14 protein-coding genes are annotated in these 14,051 nt (G+C 70.1%); 6 read left to right on the forward strand and 8 right to left on the reverse strand.

Annotation, left to right across the window (positions count from 1 at the left end; all coding sequences use genetic code 11):
- The first annotated feature begins 63 nt into the window (after window positions 1-63).
- Entirely contained in the window at window positions 64-486 is a 423-nt protein-coding gene (locus tag OHS16_RS14160) for an acyl-CoA thioesterase (protein WP_328537552.1), read from the forward strand.
- Window positions 487-552: 66 nt separating this feature from the next.
- On the opposite strand, the gene OHS16_RS14165 is transcribed toward OHS16_RS14160, so the two are convergent.
- Window positions 553-1,155 carry a DUF1707 SHOCT-like domain-containing protein gene (locus OHS16_RS14165; RefSeq protein ID WP_328537553.1) on the reverse strand — a complete coding sequence of 201 codons (603 nt, stop codon included), beginning with the start codon at window positions 1,153-1,155 and terminating at the stop codon, window positions 553-555.
- Between the two features lie 573 nt (window positions 1,156-1,728).
- Here OHS16_RS14165 and OHS16_RS14170 point away from each other — a divergent pair.
- Window positions 1,729-2,709: a glycoside hydrolase family 16 protein gene (locus tag OHS16_RS14170; RefSeq protein WP_328537554.1), complete on the forward strand. Its 981-nt coding sequence runs from the start codon at window positions 1,729-1,731 to the stop codon at window positions 2,707-2,709.
- Window positions 2,710-2,810: 101 nt separating this feature from the next.
- On the opposite strand, the gene OHS16_RS14175 is transcribed toward OHS16_RS14170, so the two are convergent.
- Entirely contained in the window at window positions 2,811-3,050 is a 240-nt protein-coding gene (locus OHS16_RS14175) for a chaplin (RefSeq protein WP_328537555.1), read from the reverse strand.
- Window positions 3,051-3,356: 306 nt separating this feature from the next.
- Between OHS16_RS14175 and OHS16_RS14180 the strand changes: the two genes are divergently transcribed.
- Together OHS16_RS14180 and OHS16_RS14185 are read left to right on the forward strand one after the other, a co-directional pair.
- Window positions 3,357-5,138, forward strand: coding sequence for a S9 family peptidase (locus OHS16_RS14180; protein WP_328537556.1), 1,782 nt, complete (start codon window positions 3,357-3,359; stop codon window positions 5,136-5,138).
- 114 nt (window positions 5,139-5,252) lie between these two features.
- The gene (locus OHS16_RS14185; protein ID WP_328537557.1) at window positions 5,253-6,080 is read left to right on the forward strand and encodes an SURF1 family protein; all 828 of its coding nucleotides are present in this window, start codon (window positions 5,253-5,255) and stop codon (window positions 6,078-6,080) included.
- Here the strand turns inward: OHS16_RS14185 and OHS16_RS14190 are convergent.
- The 5 genes from OHS16_RS14190 to OHS16_RS14210 all read right to left on the reverse strand — a co-directional run bounded on the left by OHS16_RS14190 (window position 6,050) and on the right by OHS16_RS14210 (window position 10,950).
- Window positions 6,050-7,162: a hypothetical protein gene (locus tag OHS16_RS14190; protein ID WP_328537558.1), complete on the reverse strand. Its 1,113-nt coding sequence runs from the start codon at window positions 7,160-7,162 to the stop codon at window positions 6,050-6,052. The two genes, OHS16_RS14185 and OHS16_RS14190, sit on opposite strands and share 31 nt — an antisense overlap.
- Complete coding sequence (locus tag OHS16_RS14195) at window positions 7,159-7,821, reverse strand: SigE family RNA polymerase sigma factor (protein ID WP_328537559.1); 663 nt, start codon at window positions 7,819-7,821, stop codon at window positions 7,159-7,161. Before OHS16_RS14195 ends, OHS16_RS14190 begins: the two co-directional genes overlap by 4 nt.
- Before the next feature lie 285 nt (window positions 7,822-8,106).
- The gene (locus OHS16_RS14200) at window positions 8,107-9,174 is read right to left on the reverse strand and encodes an aspartate-semialdehyde dehydrogenase (RefSeq protein ID WP_328537560.1); all 1,068 of its coding nucleotides are present in this window, start codon (window positions 9,172-9,174) and stop codon (window positions 8,107-8,109) included.
- Window positions 9,171-10,442 (reverse strand): aspartate kinase, encoded by a 1,272-nt coding sequence (locus OHS16_RS14205; RefSeq protein ID WP_328537561.1) that lies wholly within the window; start codon window positions 10,440-10,442, stop codon window positions 9,171-9,173. Before OHS16_RS14205 ends, OHS16_RS14200 begins: the two co-directional genes overlap by 4 nt.
- A 229-nt stretch (window positions 10,443-10,671) precedes the next feature.
- Window positions 10,672-10,950, reverse strand: coding sequence for a hypothetical protein (locus OHS16_RS14210; RefSeq protein ID WP_328537562.1), 279 nt, complete (start codon window positions 10,948-10,950; stop codon window positions 10,672-10,674).
- 379 nt (window positions 10,951-11,329) lie between these two features.
- On the opposite strand from OHS16_RS14210, the gene OHS16_RS14215 reads away from it, so the two are divergent.
- Window positions 11,330-12,244, forward strand: coding sequence for an amidohydrolase family protein (locus OHS16_RS14215; protein ID WP_328540841.1), 915 nt, complete (start codon window positions 11,330-11,332; stop codon window positions 12,242-12,244).
- A gap of 135 nt (window positions 12,245-12,379) precedes the next feature.
- Complete coding sequence (locus OHS16_RS14220) at window positions 12,380-13,438, forward strand: LacI family DNA-binding transcriptional regulator (protein ID WP_328537563.1); 1,059 nt, start codon at window positions 12,380-12,382, stop codon at window positions 13,436-13,438.
- Between the two features lie 150 nt (window positions 13,439-13,588).
- On the opposite strand, the gene OHS16_RS14225 is transcribed toward OHS16_RS14220, so the two are convergent.
- On the reverse strand, window positions 13,589-14,038 hold the full coding sequence (locus OHS16_RS14225; protein WP_443042614.1) for a DoxX family protein: 450 nt from the start codon (window positions 14,036-14,038) through the stop codon (window positions 13,589-13,591).
- Window positions 14,039-14,051 lie beyond the last annotated feature (13 nt).

Raw genomic sequence — 14,051 nt, forward strand, 5'->3', positions numbered from 1 at the left:
GCACGTTTCACCCAGTCAATCGCGTCGGCGTCCACTGGGCCGGGCGAAGCAGAGAGGGAAGTCGTGGCAGATCCGTTTTCCGTACGCATCGGTGTCCGCGGGTACGAGACCGACACGCAGGGCCATCTCAACCAGAGCGTGTACCTCCAGTACGCCGAGCATGCCCGGTGGTCGCTGCTCCGGCACGGCGGCATCAGCCAGAGCGATCTGCTGGCGAGCGGCGTCGGCCCGGTGGCCCTGGAGACGACCATCCGCTACAAGCGTGAGCTGCTGGCCGGTGATGAGGTCGACGTCAGCTGCGCCTTCGTATGGGGCGAGGGCAAGACATTCCGGATCGAACAGACGGTCCGGAAGGCCGACGGCACCGTCTCGGCGGAGGTGACGGCGGTCGGTGGGCTGCTGGACCTCAAGCTGCGCAAGCTCATCAACGATCCGCGTGAGCGCTTCAGGGGTCTGGCGGGCGATCCCGCCGCGTTCGGCCTCTGAGGACGGGCCGGCTGCCGGGGCGCGGGGCGCCGCGGCGGCCGGGCCGCGCGACGGCGGGTACGGGATCTACTGCCCGGTGCCTGTGCGGTTCAGCTTGCGCCGTTCGCGGAAGTTGGGATGGCGGATCACCACGCCCGCCATCCCGCCGTCCCCGGTCAGGCGGATCACCGGGGTACCCGGGAGCCGGTCGGCGGTGGTCCGGTCCTTCATGCCGCCGATGCCGGGGTCGACCCCATCGGTTTCGGCCACCCACCCGTCGGGGATCACGATGGTCACCCCGGCCATCTCTCCGTGCACCTCGATCTCCACCTCGGGCAGCCGGCAGTCCGTGCGGGTGAAGTCGAGCTTCGCGCCGCCCACACCGCCGTGCAGGGTGATCCGGACGGGCACCTCCCAGCGCCCCGAGCGCGAAGCGCCGTGCATCCCGCCCTTGAGCACGATCGGCGGGGCCAGGACCGGGGCCACCACCGGCGGCAGGTCGACGGTCAGCGGCGCCAGGTCGCCGTAGGTCCTGGCGGTCAGGGCCAGGGCCAGCCTGGTGTCCAGCTCGCCGAGATCGATACGGCCCTCGGCGGCCGCGTCCCGCAGCTGTTCCACGACTGCTTCGCGCTCGGCGTCGGACACGCGGATCCCGCGGCGAGCGGTACGTTCCGGATCATCGGCCGTCATACGTCAATCCTACGGAGGAGTTCCCCGCCGGACACCCGGTCCGCCGGGCCGGTGTCCACCAGGGACCGCACGGCAGGCTGAGGACAGCCCGGAGTGCGGAAGAGCGTGGGCGGCACGCCGGATCACGCGCGTCGCGAGGGTGGTCGGGCACACGCCGGGCACTTCGGCACGGACTGTTCAGGTAGTGACGAGGGCGCCCCGCCGCGAGAGCTGCCCCGGCCTCGGTATCCCGCCCGCGCCGGCAAGTCCGTTGGGGGACACACCCCTTGGGGTTCAGCCTGCGGGCTTGCAGCCTCGGGTTCACCCCTCGGGCCGAAACCCCGGGTTCACGCCCGGAGACCAACTCACGGGTTCAACTAGTGAACTTGACACGCCTCTTGACCGGCCACCGCAAGGTGCCTGACAGTCGATGCCAGATGAGAGCGCTCTCAGAACACTCTCAGCAATCCGGTGCTCCCCGGCCGCCGTGCGCCCGTCCACCCCACCTGCTGGGTCCCCCAGCCGTGGCCGGGCCCGACGGCCCCGCGCCCGCGCCTTTGACCGAAACCCCCACAACAGAAAGCAGCCTCCCCCATGTACAGGATCGCTTTCTCAGCAGGACCAGCGAAAACCGGGCGCCGCCCCCGTCGGCGGCTGCTGACCGTGCTCGCCGCGCTTTCGCTGCCCGTTACCGGTCTCGTCGGCCTCACCGCGTCGACCGGTGCCGCAGCGGCGAGCGAACCGGCGGCAACCGCCGAAGCCGCCTGGACCACCGTGTTCAAGGATGACTTCAACGGAGCTTCCGGCACCGGCCTCAACACTGCGGACTGGCTCTACGACAAGGGCACCAGCTATGGCGGCGGGGCCGCGAACTGGGGCACCGGCGAAATCGAGACGTCTACCGACTCGACCGCCAACGTCTACCAGGACGGCGACGGCCATATGGTGATCAAACCGATCAAGGACGCTTCGGGGAACTGGACTTCGGGCCGGGTGGAGACCCAGCGCACCGACTTCGCCGCACCGGCCGGCGGGCAACTGGAGATCAGCGCCTCCCTGAAGCAGCCCGACCCGGCAAGCGGCCTCGGCTACTGGCCGGCCTTCTGGGCGATGGGCGCCGACGCCCGCCCGGTCGGCGCGACCAACTGGCCCAGCATCGGTGAGCTGGACATCATGGAGGACGTCAATGCGCTGAGCCAGCACTCGACGACCTTCCACTGCGGCCAGTGGGCGGGCGAGTGCCACGACCCGGACGGCATCAGCAGCGGACTCCAGGCATGCGCAGGGTGCCAGAGCGGCTATCACACGTACTCCGTGATCGTGGACCGCAGCAATGCGGCCGCCGAGCAGCTGCGCTTCTACCTCGACGGCGCCCAGACCTTCGCGGTCAGTCAGAACGAGGTGTCGGACGCCACCTGGAAGGCCGCGGTCGACCACGGATTCTTCGCGATCTTCGATGTCGCGATCGGCGGCTCGTACCCCAACAAGGTCTGCGGCTGCACGTCGCCCTCGGCCGACATCAGCTCGGGCGCGGATATGAGCGTGGACTGGTTCGCCGTCAATGTGAGTCAGTGATCACGCACTGGTAGCCGCACGGGAGCTCCCCCGCGCAGCCTCGCAGGCGACAGCACTGTGCCCCGGCAGGCATGACCTGCCGGGGCACAGAGAGCTCACCGTCAGGCGTTGACGCAGGTGTTGCCGAACGCCGGGTTCAGCGCACCGACGAGGTTCACGGTGTTGCCGCAGGCGTTGACCGGAACGTGGACCGGGGCCTGGACCAGGTTGCCGGAGAGCACACCGGGCGACCCGATGGCCTTGCCGTGCGCACCCGCGTCCGCGGAGGCGGCCGAAGCGGCGCCCATCACCGTGGCAGCAGCGATGGCAGACAGGGCGGTCACCCGAACGATACGAGACATGAACACAAGCCTTTCCTAGAACACTTACCGGAGGCCGCCTTGGCTGCGGCTTCTCTTGCAGTCTTCTTCGGAACGCTCGCGCCCCGAGTTCGGTTACGGAATCAGGCTTCCCTCGAAGTGATGGACCAGCGAACAGGCATCCGGCCCCACCCTCCGGAGCCCGGTGTTTACGGGCGAACGCACCGCGTTCCACGGGACCACACAGAAAGGTGCCCCATGCATCCGGGTGCCCGGAGCCATGCCGGTCGGCTCGGGATGGGGCCGCCCCGGCCCCTGACGTCACAGCCGCGCCGCCACAATGGGCGGATGACTGACGCACACGCCATGCCGGACTGGGAAAAGCGCTTCAGGGCTCCGCGGGTCGGGCTGCCCGAATGGGCGCAGGACGCACCGGACCGCTCGCTCTTCGTCTCCAACGCGACCGGAACATTCGAGCTGTACGCCTGGGACCGCGCGAGCGGCAAACAGCGGCAGGCCACCGAGCGGCCCAACGGAACCACCGAGGGGGTGCTCTCGCCCGACGGCGAGTGGCTGTGGTGGTTCGCCGACACCGACGGTGACGAGTTCGGCGTCTGGATGCGCCAGGCCTTCCACGGCGGCCCCGACGAACCCGCGACGCCCGGACTCGCCCCCGCGTACCCCGGTGGACTGGGTATCGGGCGGGACGGGACCGCTGTGGTCGGCCGGTCGACCGACGAGGACGGGTCCACCGTGCATGTCGTACGGCCCGGCGCGGCCCCCGTGGAGATCTACCGGCACCCCGAGTCGGCCGGAGTCGGCGACCTCTCGCACGACGGGACACTCATCGCCATCGAGCACACCGAACACGGCGACGCGATGCATGCCGCGCTGCGGGTGGTGCGGCTGGACGGCACCGCGGTCGCCGAGCTCGACGACACCAAGGGGGGCACCAAGGAGCTCGGCCTGGAGGTTCTCGGATTCCCACCGGTCGCAGGGGACACCCGGCTGCTGGTCGGGCATCAGCGGCGGGGCCGCTGGGAGCCGATGGTGTGGGACGTGGCGACCGGTACCGAGACGGCGCTCGACATCGATCTGCCCGGCGATGTGAGCGCCGAGTGGTATCCGGACGGATCGGCACTGCTGATCGTGCACAGCTTCGAGGCGCGCAGCGAACTGTGGCGCTACGAACTCGCCGGACACCGCCCGGTGCGCATCGAGACACCCCCTGGCACGGTGTCCGGGGCCACCGCACGCCCCGACGGCACGGTCGAATACCTCTGGTCGTCGGCCGCGCTCCCGCCCGCCGTACGGTCCACGTCCGGGACGGTCGTGCTGGACCCGCCCGGGATGACGGCACCGGCCTCGGTGGAGGTGCGCGATGTCTGGGTGGAGGGTCCCGGCGGCCGTATCCACGCGCTGGTGCAGCAGCCGGCGGGGCCCGGACCCTTCCCGACCGTGTTCGACGTGCACGGCGGGCCGACCTGGCACGACAGCGACGCCTTCGCTTCCGGGCCGGCGGCATGGATCGATCACGGCTGTGCGGTCGTCCGGATCAACTACCGCGGCTCGACCGGCTACGGCCGGGAGTGGACCGACGCGCTCAAGCACCGGGTCGGTCTCATCGAGCTGGAGGACATCGCCGCTGTGCGGGAGTGGGCCGTCTCGTCGGGCCTCGCCGACCCTGCGAAGCTGGTTCTCGCCGGCGGGTCGTGGGGCGGTTATCTCACGCTGCTCGGCCTCGGCACCCAGCCGGACGTCTGGGCGGCGGGTCTTGCCGCCGTGCCGGTCGCGGACTACGTCACCGCGTACCACGACGAGATGGAGACCCTCAAGGCGATGGACCGGACCCTGCTCGGAGGCACACCGGAGTCCGTACCGGACCGGTACGCGGCGTCGTCGCCGCTGACGTATGTGGACGCGGTGCGGGCACCGGTCTTCATCTCGGCCGGGGTCAACGACCCCCGGTGCCCGATCCGGCAGGTCGAGAACTACGTGGCGCGGCTGGCCGCTCGCGGGGCGGTGCACGAGGTGTACCGGTACGAGGCGGGGCACGGGTCACTTGTGGTGGACGAACGGGTCAAGCAGGTGGGGCTCGAGCTGGACTTCGTGGCACGGCACATGGCGTGACCTCGGCCGTCCCCTCCCCCGGCGGTCACCGGGAGGGGGGCGGGCCGCGTACCGCGCGTGGGGACGCGGGGTCCGGGGCAGAGCCCCCCGGACCCGCCACGTACGGTAAGAGGCGTGTACCGGTTCCTGCTGACGCCCCGCTGGTGGGGGATCAATGTGTTCGTCCTGCTCGCCATCCCCTTCTGCATCTTCATGGGGTCATGGCAGCTGAGCAGGTTCGAGGCACGCGTGGCCACGCACCAGTCCGACGAACACAGGCCCGATCCCGCGCACCAGGCTTCCGCGCCGCTGGACACGCTGCTGCCGGTGGGGCTTGACACCTCGGGGCGCCAGGCCACGGCCACCGGACACTACGCGGAGCAGTTCCTGGTACCGGACCGGGTCGTGGACGGCAAGCAGGGGTCGTACGTACTCACCCTGCTCCGGACGAAGGGCGGCAAGGCGCTGCCGGTGGTGCGCGGGTGGCTGCCCACAGGGGCGAAGGCGCCGTCTGCACCGAAGGGCGACGTCACGGTCACCGGATCCCTTCAGGCGTCCGAGGACAGCGGAACCGACGGGGCGAACACGGCGGGCGGGCTGCCCAGCGGCCAGATCGGGATCATCAGTGCCGCGTCGCTGGTGAACCTGGTGCCCTATCCGGTGTACGACGCCTGGATCACGCTGCCGCACGCCTCAGCCGGGCTGACCCCGGTGCCCGCCGCAGCACCGCAGAACAGTGGGCTGGACCTCAAGTCGTTCCAGAATCTCGGTTACACCGGCGAGTGGTTCGTCTTCGCCGGGTTCGTCGTCTTCATGTGGTTCCGGCTGATCCGGCGCGAGGCCGAGGCCGCCAGGGACCTGGCGCTCGGACTCGTGCCCGAGGAGGGACCTGCGGACGCGGCGCAGGACCGGACACAGTCGCGGGACAGCGATCAGGAAGTGTCCAGCACTCCCGTGCGGTAGATGGTGCCCGCGCAGGCGTTGGGGATGGTCGCCTCGGCGGCCGGCACACCCGGCTCCGCCTCGTGGACCACCGCCACGCTGCCGTCCGACGTGTCCCCGTCGGCGTACTGCATCTGCGGATCGGTGTGGGCGGCGTCGGGCGGAGTCCCGCCGTCGCCGGTGCCGCTCGCCCCTTCGGAGCCGCCCGACGGTGTCGGGTCGGGCGACGGGTCCGTGGTGGGGCAGGTGTCCGACGGAACCCAGGCGAACTTCACCTCGTAGGCCTTGGCCGGTTCCAGCACGAGGCCGGTGGTCTCCTGTGACGGGTCGGGCAGCCCGCCTGCCGCGTCGCCCGCCGTGTGGTCGACCACGGTGATCCGGGCCGGGTCGGCGGCGCCCAGTGCCTGGAAGTTCATCGTGCCCGCGTCCCTGATGGCGCACTGGCTGCCGGAGACGTTGGAGACCCGGAAGGTGCCGTAGACGGTGCCGTCCGCGGTGGCCGGATCCGTCGATGCCGAGGTGACGCCCAGTTGCTGGGCGCTGCACATCGGCAGGCCTTTGACCGCCTTGTCGGACGCGCCCGAGCCACCGCCCGCCGCACCGCCCTGATTGCCCTTGCCGGTGCCGGACGGCTTGTCCTTGACTCCGTCCTTGCCCGTCGCGCCGCCCCCGCCGGACGGTGAGTTCGTGCCCTGCTTGCCGTTGCCTGCCCCGTCGGCCGCACCGGTCCCGTTGTGGGTACGCGGGCCGTGTCCCACCGCGACGGGGTTGTCCTTGACGCCACCACCGGCCCCTGCGACGTGCAGGAAGGCCGGGATCGCGGTGCCGACAAGCAGCGCGGCCGCAGCCGCGCCGACCACGACCTGGCGCCGCCGGGCCCGGCGGGCGGGCACGGCCTTGTGCAGATGGTCGAGCGCGTCGTCGGACGGCCTCAGGTCGCGCACGGCACCGTGCATCAGCCGGCGAAGCGCGAGCTCGTTCTCGTCGAGGCCGTCGACCGAGCTGTCCGGCCCTTCGTTCGGCATTTCGTTCCCAGCCTGGTGGTTCAGGGACCGCGAAGGCCCCCCGTACCGCTCGTCCCGCTTGTCCCTGTCCTTGCTCATGCCGGGGCCTCCATGGCCACCCGCAGCGCGGCGATTCCGCGCGAACCGTATGCCTTCACCGAGCCCAGCGATATGCCGAGTGTCTCGGCGACCTGCGCCTCGGTCATGTCGGCGAAATAGCGGAGCACCAGCACCTCGCGCTGCCGCCGCTGGAGGTTGCGCATGGCGCTCTTCAGCGCGTCGCGCTCCAGCAGGTCGTACGCACCTTCCTCGGCGCTCGCCATGTCCGGCATCGGCTTGGAGAGAAGCTTCAGTCCGAGGATGCGGCGGCGCAGAGCGGACCGGGACAGGTTGACCACGGTCTGGCGCAGATAGGCGAGTGTCTTCTCGGGGTCCCTGACCCGTTTGCGTGCCGAGTGCACGCGGATGAACGCCTCCTGCACGACGTCCTCGCAGGAGGCCGTGTCGTCCAGCAGAAGTGCGGCGAGTCCGAGCAGCGACCGGTAATGGGCGCGGTAGGTCTCGGTGAGGTGATCAACGGTGGTGCCCGCGGTCATGGCGTCGTCAGCGCCCTCGCCGTTCTGGGACGGAATCCTGGTGGGCCGGGTGGCCGGCGCGGGGGTGATCACCGGCATGCCACCGGGTGCGCGAGGGCGCCGGAGTGGGCGAACCACTCCGCCGCGTCCGGACACCGCTGCAATATCGAGAACCTCTGCCACGCCAGTTGGACACGCTTCCCCCCGCCAGGGTTGTACGCGAATGGCATCGTTTTTGACGATGCGGCCAATGCCCTCATGCGTACCCGATCTCCCCCAATGCCCCTTTTCCTGTGGAGATGCCACCTACGGCATCGGGAACGGAAAGGAGCGAACCCAAAGACGCTCCCCCGGGCAGTTGCGGTTGCAGAAGACCGCAGATACCCGGGGCAGTGAATCGTGTAACAGGCACGCGCCGCAGTTCAAGAGGCTCAGACCAACATCTTCATCACCGGGCACACATAAATCCTACAAAGAATCGGGGGCCAGGAATTCCGCGGCCACGGCCTCGGCGATCTGGGCAGCGTTCAATGCGGCGCCTTTGCGTAGATTGTCCGCACAGACGAAGAATTCCAGCGCCTGCGGGTCATCCATCGATCGCCGCACCCGCCCGACCCAGGCCGGATCGGTCCCGACCGCGTCGGCCGGTGTCGGGAAGTCCCCCGACCCGGGGTCGTCGAAGAGCACCACACCGGGCGCGGTCGCCAGGATCTCGTGAGCCCGGGCGATGGTGAGGTCGTTCTCGAACCGCGCGTGCACGGACAACGAGTGGGTGGTGACGACCGGGACACGCACACAGGTGGCCACCACCGGGAGGGCCGGCCGGTCGAGGACCTTGCGGGTCTCGTCGCGGATCATCAGTTCCTCCGACGACCAGCCGTCCGGGCCGACCGACCCGGACCAGGGAATGACGTTCAGTGCGATGGGAGCCGGGAAGGGACCCGTGCCGTCGCCCACGGCCCTTCGCACGTCACCGGGGCGGGTGCCCAGTTCGGTGCCGGCGACCAGCTCGGTCTGCGCGCGCAGCGACTCGATACCGGGGTTTCCCTCGCCGCTCACCGCCTGGTAGGTCGAGACGATCAGCTCACGCAGTCCGAACTCGGCGTGCAGGGCACCGAGGGCCACGATCATGGCCAGGGTGGTGCAGTGCGGGGACGCGATGATTCCCCGCGGCCGGAGCCGTACGGCGTGCGGATTGACCTCGGGGACCACAAGGGGCACATCCGGATCCATGCGGAAGGCGGCCGAACTGTCCACGACCACCACGCCCTTGGACGCGGCGATCGGCGCCCACTGGGCCGCCACCTCGTCGGGCACGGCGAGGAGGGCCACCTGGACGCCGTCGAAGGCCTCCTCGGTGAGGGGGAGGACTTCGGTCTCCTCGCCGCGCACGACCAGCTTGCGGCCGGTCCTGCGCGGCGAGGCGATCAGCTTGATGTCGCCCCAGACATCAGCGTGCTGCGACAGCATCTGGAGCAGAACCGCACCGACGGCCCCGGTCGCTCCGACGACCGCGAGCGTCGGCTTACCGGTCATCGACCGGTGCCCCCATAGACGACTGCCTCGTCGGAGTCGCTGTCGAGGCCGAAGGCGGTGTGCACGGCGCGCACCGCCTCGTTGACCTCGTCGGCCCGGGTGACCACGGAGATACGGATCTCGGACGTCGAGATCAGCTCGATGTTGACACCCGCGTCGGAGAGCGCCTCGAAGAAGGTCGCCGTCACACCCGGGTTGGTCTTCATACCGGCGCCGACCAGCGAGATCTTGGCGATCTGGTCGTCGTAGCGCAGCGATTCGAAGCCGACGACCGACTTGGACTTCTCCAGCGCGTCGACGGCCTTGCGGCCCTCGTCCTTGGGAAGCGTGAAGGAGATGTCGGTCAGACCGGTCGTCGCGGCGGAGACGTTCTGCACCACCATGTCGATGTTGACCTGGCTGTCCGCGATCGCGCGGAAGATCGCCGCGGCCTCACCGGGCTTGTCGGGAACGCCGACGACCGTGATCTTCGCCTCGGAGGTGTCGTGGGCGACACCGGAGATGATGGCCTGCTCCACCTTGCGGTCCCCTTGTGCATCGTTGCTGACCCATGTGCCCTGCAGCCCCGAGAACGAGGACCTGACATGGATCGGGATGTTGTAACGGCGCGCGTACTCGACGCAGCGGTGCAGCAGCACCTTGGAGCCGGAGCTGGCGAGCTCCAGCATGTCCTCGAAGGAGATCTTGTCGATCTTCCGGGCCTTCTTGACGACCCGGGGGTCGGCGGTGAAGACACCGTCCACATCGGTGTAGATCTCACAGACCTCGGCGTCGAGTGCGGCCGCGAGCGCGACCGCAGTCGTGTCCGAGCCGCCGCGGCCGAGGGTGGTGATGTCCTTCTTGTCCTGGGACACACCCTGGAAGCCGGCGACGATCGCCACGTTGCCCTCGTCGAGCGCGGTACGAATCCGGCCCGGCGTGACGTCGATGATCCGCGCTTTGTTGTGGACCGAGTCGGTGATGACACCGGCCTGGCTGCCCGTGAACGACTGGGCCGCGTGGCCCAGGTTTTTGATCGCCATGGCCAGCAGAGCCATGGAGATCCGCTCTCCGGCGGTCAGCAGCATGTCGAATTCCCGCCCGGCAGGGATGGGTGACACCTGCCCGGCAAGATCGATCAACTCGTCCGTCGTGTCGCCCATCGCTGACACCACGACAACCACCTGGTTGCCGCTCTTCTTGGCGTCGACGATTCTCTTGGCGACCCGCTTGATGCCTTCGGCATCGGCTACGGAGGAGCCTCCGTACTTCTGCACGACAAGGCCCACGTGCGCTCCTCGATCCAGTCAGTTGTGGTCGGCTCAGTCTAACGAGCGGCCGCACGGCTCCCCCGGCGTATCACATCATGAGATGTCCCGCTCACTCAATGATCGCCGGGAGAACTCCACGGCCGCTCGATGAGCATGCCTGCCCGCAGGGACTCGGACCACTCGGGAACGTGGGGCGGGTCACACTCCGGTGGCCTCCGACGGGCAGGCCCGTCGGGGCTCCGGCCCCTCACTCGTCCGACACGCCCGGCGCGGCGCGCAGCGTGGCGGACACCGCAGTTCCGGCGGGCAGCGTGGCGCAGACCGCGGCCTCAGCGCACGCGTCGGCGTCGGCGTCGGCGTCGGCGAGGACCACATCGGTGTTCTCGGCGCGGGCGACAAGCTGCCCGGGACCGGCGCGATGCCCCCGCCGACCCGCCTGGGCGCGTTCGGCTCCTCCGGCAGCCCGCCGGCCTCGTACCTGATCACGGACGGGGAGCGGGCTGTAGGGGTAAAAATGCGTGAACACATTGCCGCGTTGTGTTCACTGCTCGCTCAATCGAGTGCACCGTGAACACATCGGCGTGAACTGTTCACGGATTTGCCATGGGTACCCCTTCCCGCCCCTCTGCCAGAGCAGAAATCGGCAAGCACACCGCGCCGTACACGTCCGCTTCGACACCCTTGGCGCGCTCACAGGGAGCGAGGGTCCCCAGCTGCGTGAGCCGGCGAGGCCGAAGCGCTCACCCGTGGGGCCCACCGGCGGCGCGGGCGGCCCCGGCCCGGTGGTTCGCGACCCGCAGGAGGATGATCTCAAGCTCGGGCGAAGGGCATCGGTCCACGATCCCCGGCGGCTGCGCCGCGCCCGCACAGACACCTCGAGAGGAGCCCCGGTGCCGGAAAAGCCGATGCCCGGCCAGAACGCCGTCGGCCGCGCGGCGTCCGACGCGGAGAGCGAACGAGCCGAGATCGCCGCGTTCCGGCGGTCGCTGGGGCTGGAAGCGCTCATCGACGTACACACCCACTTCATGCCGGACCAGGTACTGGCCAAGGTCTGGGACTACTTCGACGCGGCAGGTCCGCTGGTGGGGCGTTCATGGCCGATCACCTACCGGGAGGAGGAGGAGCGCCGGCTGGAGTTGCTGCGCGGCTTCGGGGTACGGGCGTTCACCGCGATGCTCTATCCGCACAAGCCGGGGATGGCGCGCTGGCTGAACGACTGGGCCGCCGACTTCGCCGCCCGGGTACCGGACTGTCTGCATACGGCCACCTTCTTCGCCGAGCCGGGCGCGGTCGACGACGTACGCCGGGCGCTCGACCAAGGCGCGCGAGTGTTCAAGTGCCATCTGCAGGTCGGCGGTTACGACCCCAACGACCCGGTGCTCGACGGCGTATGGGGGCTGCTGGCCGGGAGCGGAGTCCCGGTGGTGACGCACTGCGGGTCGGGGCCGGTGCCCGGCCCCTTCACCGGACCCGGGCCGATCGCCGCGCTGCTTGCCAGGCACCCCCGGCTGCGGCTGGTCGTCGCACACCTCGGGATGCCCGAGTACGAGGACTTCATCGGGCTGGCCGAGCGCTACGGGAACGTCATGCTGGACACCACCATGGCGTTCACCCCGTTCGCCGAGACGGCGGCGCCGTTCCCGTCCGCGGCGCTCCCCCGGCTGGGAGACCTCCGGGAACGCGTACTGCTCGGGACGGACTTCCCCAACATCCCGTACTCCTACCTCGACGCGCTGCACGCACTGGAGCGGACGGGCCTGGGCACGGACTGGCTGCGAGCGGTCTGCCATGACAACGCGGCGCGGCTGTTCGGCCTGTAGAGCCACGACAACGTCCGTGCAGCCGCGACGCCATGGGGCCGCCGTACCGGGGCAAGCCGGAGCAGACCGCCCCGGGCGGCGGGCGCTCCGCAGGAGAGCGCTCTCCGCCAACGTCATCCCTACTACAGTGCGGTTATGAGCAGAGAGACCGAGGCGCCGGCCGCCATGCCCACCCTGGAAGACGTGGCACGCGCCGCGGGTGTCTCCCGGGCGACCGTCTCGCGGGTCATCAACGGCATCCGCAATGTCGACCCGGCGATCCAGGACGCGGTGCGCGACGCCGTGGCCGCGACCGGTTACACACCGAACCGGGCGGCCAGGGCGCTGGTGACCCGGCGGGCGGAGACCATCGCGCTGGTGGTGTCCGGAGCCGGCGACGCCTCCGAGGCCGAGCAGAACGCCTTCGCCGCAGGTGTCTTCGCCGACCCCTTCTTCGGGCGGGTGGCCGCCGGGGTGGTCGGCTATCTGAGGCCGCGCTCGATGCACCCGGTGCTGATGTTCGCCGAGACACCCGACGCCCGTGACCAGGTGGTGAACTATCTGCGGCAGGGCAGCGCCGACGGCGCGCTGATCGTGTCCACCCATGCCGAGGACCCGCTGCCCGCGATGATCGCGGCGGCCGGGCTGCCCGCCGTGCTGTTCGCCCGGCCGGCCGGACTGGTGCCGATCAGCTACGTCGATCTGGCACACCAGGACGGTGCGAAGCTGGCCGCGGCGCATCTGCTGGACCGCGGCTGCCGCAACCTGGTGACGATCGCGGGGCCGCGGGACGTGGCGGCCGGGCACGAGCGGCTCGAGGGGTTCCAGGACGCCATGGCCCGGCGGGGGTTCCCGTACATCCCGGTCGCCGAGGGCAGCTTCACACTGCGCAGCGGCGAGGAGGCGATGGCCCGGCTGCTGGCCGAACACCCCGATCTGGACGGGGTGTTCGCCGCGAACGACCTGATGGCGCAGGGCGCCTGTCTGGTGCTGCGGGAGCACGGCAAGCGGGTACCCGAGGACGTCGCGGTGGTGGGGTTCGACGACAGTTCGGTGGCCCGCTCGTCCCGGCCCCACCTGACTACGGTGCGGCAGCCGGTGGAGGAGATGGCAGCCGAGATGGCGCGCCTGCTGCAGGAGCGGATCGAACAGCCCGGCCTCCCGGTCACATCGGTGATCTTCGAACCCGAGCTGGTGGTGCGCGAGTCGGCCTGAGCGGCCCGTCCCGGTCATCGGGGGCCGGAGTGGGTCCCGCCCGCGGCAGGGGTGGCCCACGGCTGCGGTCTGGGCCGGTACGGGCTGCGCGGCGATATGGCGACGGCCCCCGGGGAGTCGGAACCGGGGGCCGTCGCCGTACCCGCCCCCTCAGACGGGTACGGCCATGCGCCGCTTCTGCCTGTCCCGCTCTCCCCTGCGCCGTGCGCGGCAGGAGGTGAGCAACCGGTCGAGGGCCGGCGAGCCCGGACCGGAGAAGACGATCAGCAGAAGAGCCCAGCAGAAGAAGACAGCGGCCTCACCGCCGTTCTCCATCGGGAGCAGCCCCCGGCGCTGATGGATGTCGAAGTACGCGAAGGCCATGGAACCGGAGCCCAGCAGCGCCGCCGTTCTCGTACCGAGTCCGAGCAGCACCATCGCACCGCAGAGCAGTTGGATGACCGCGGCGTACCAGCCGGGCCAGGTGCCCGCCGGGACGCTCTCACTGCCCAGCAGCCCGAAGAGCGAAGCGACTCCGTGGCAGGTGAAGAGGAACCCGATGACGATACGGAACAGACCGAGCATGTACGGCTGGGCCTGCTGAAGGCGTGTGTTCAACATGAGCGCCGGGCTC

It is taken from the genome of Streptomyces sp. NBC_00344, from assembly GCF_036088315.1.
In the GTDB taxonomy this organism is placed as follows: Bacteria; Actinomycetota; Actinomycetes; order Streptomycetales; family Streptomycetaceae; genus Streptomyces.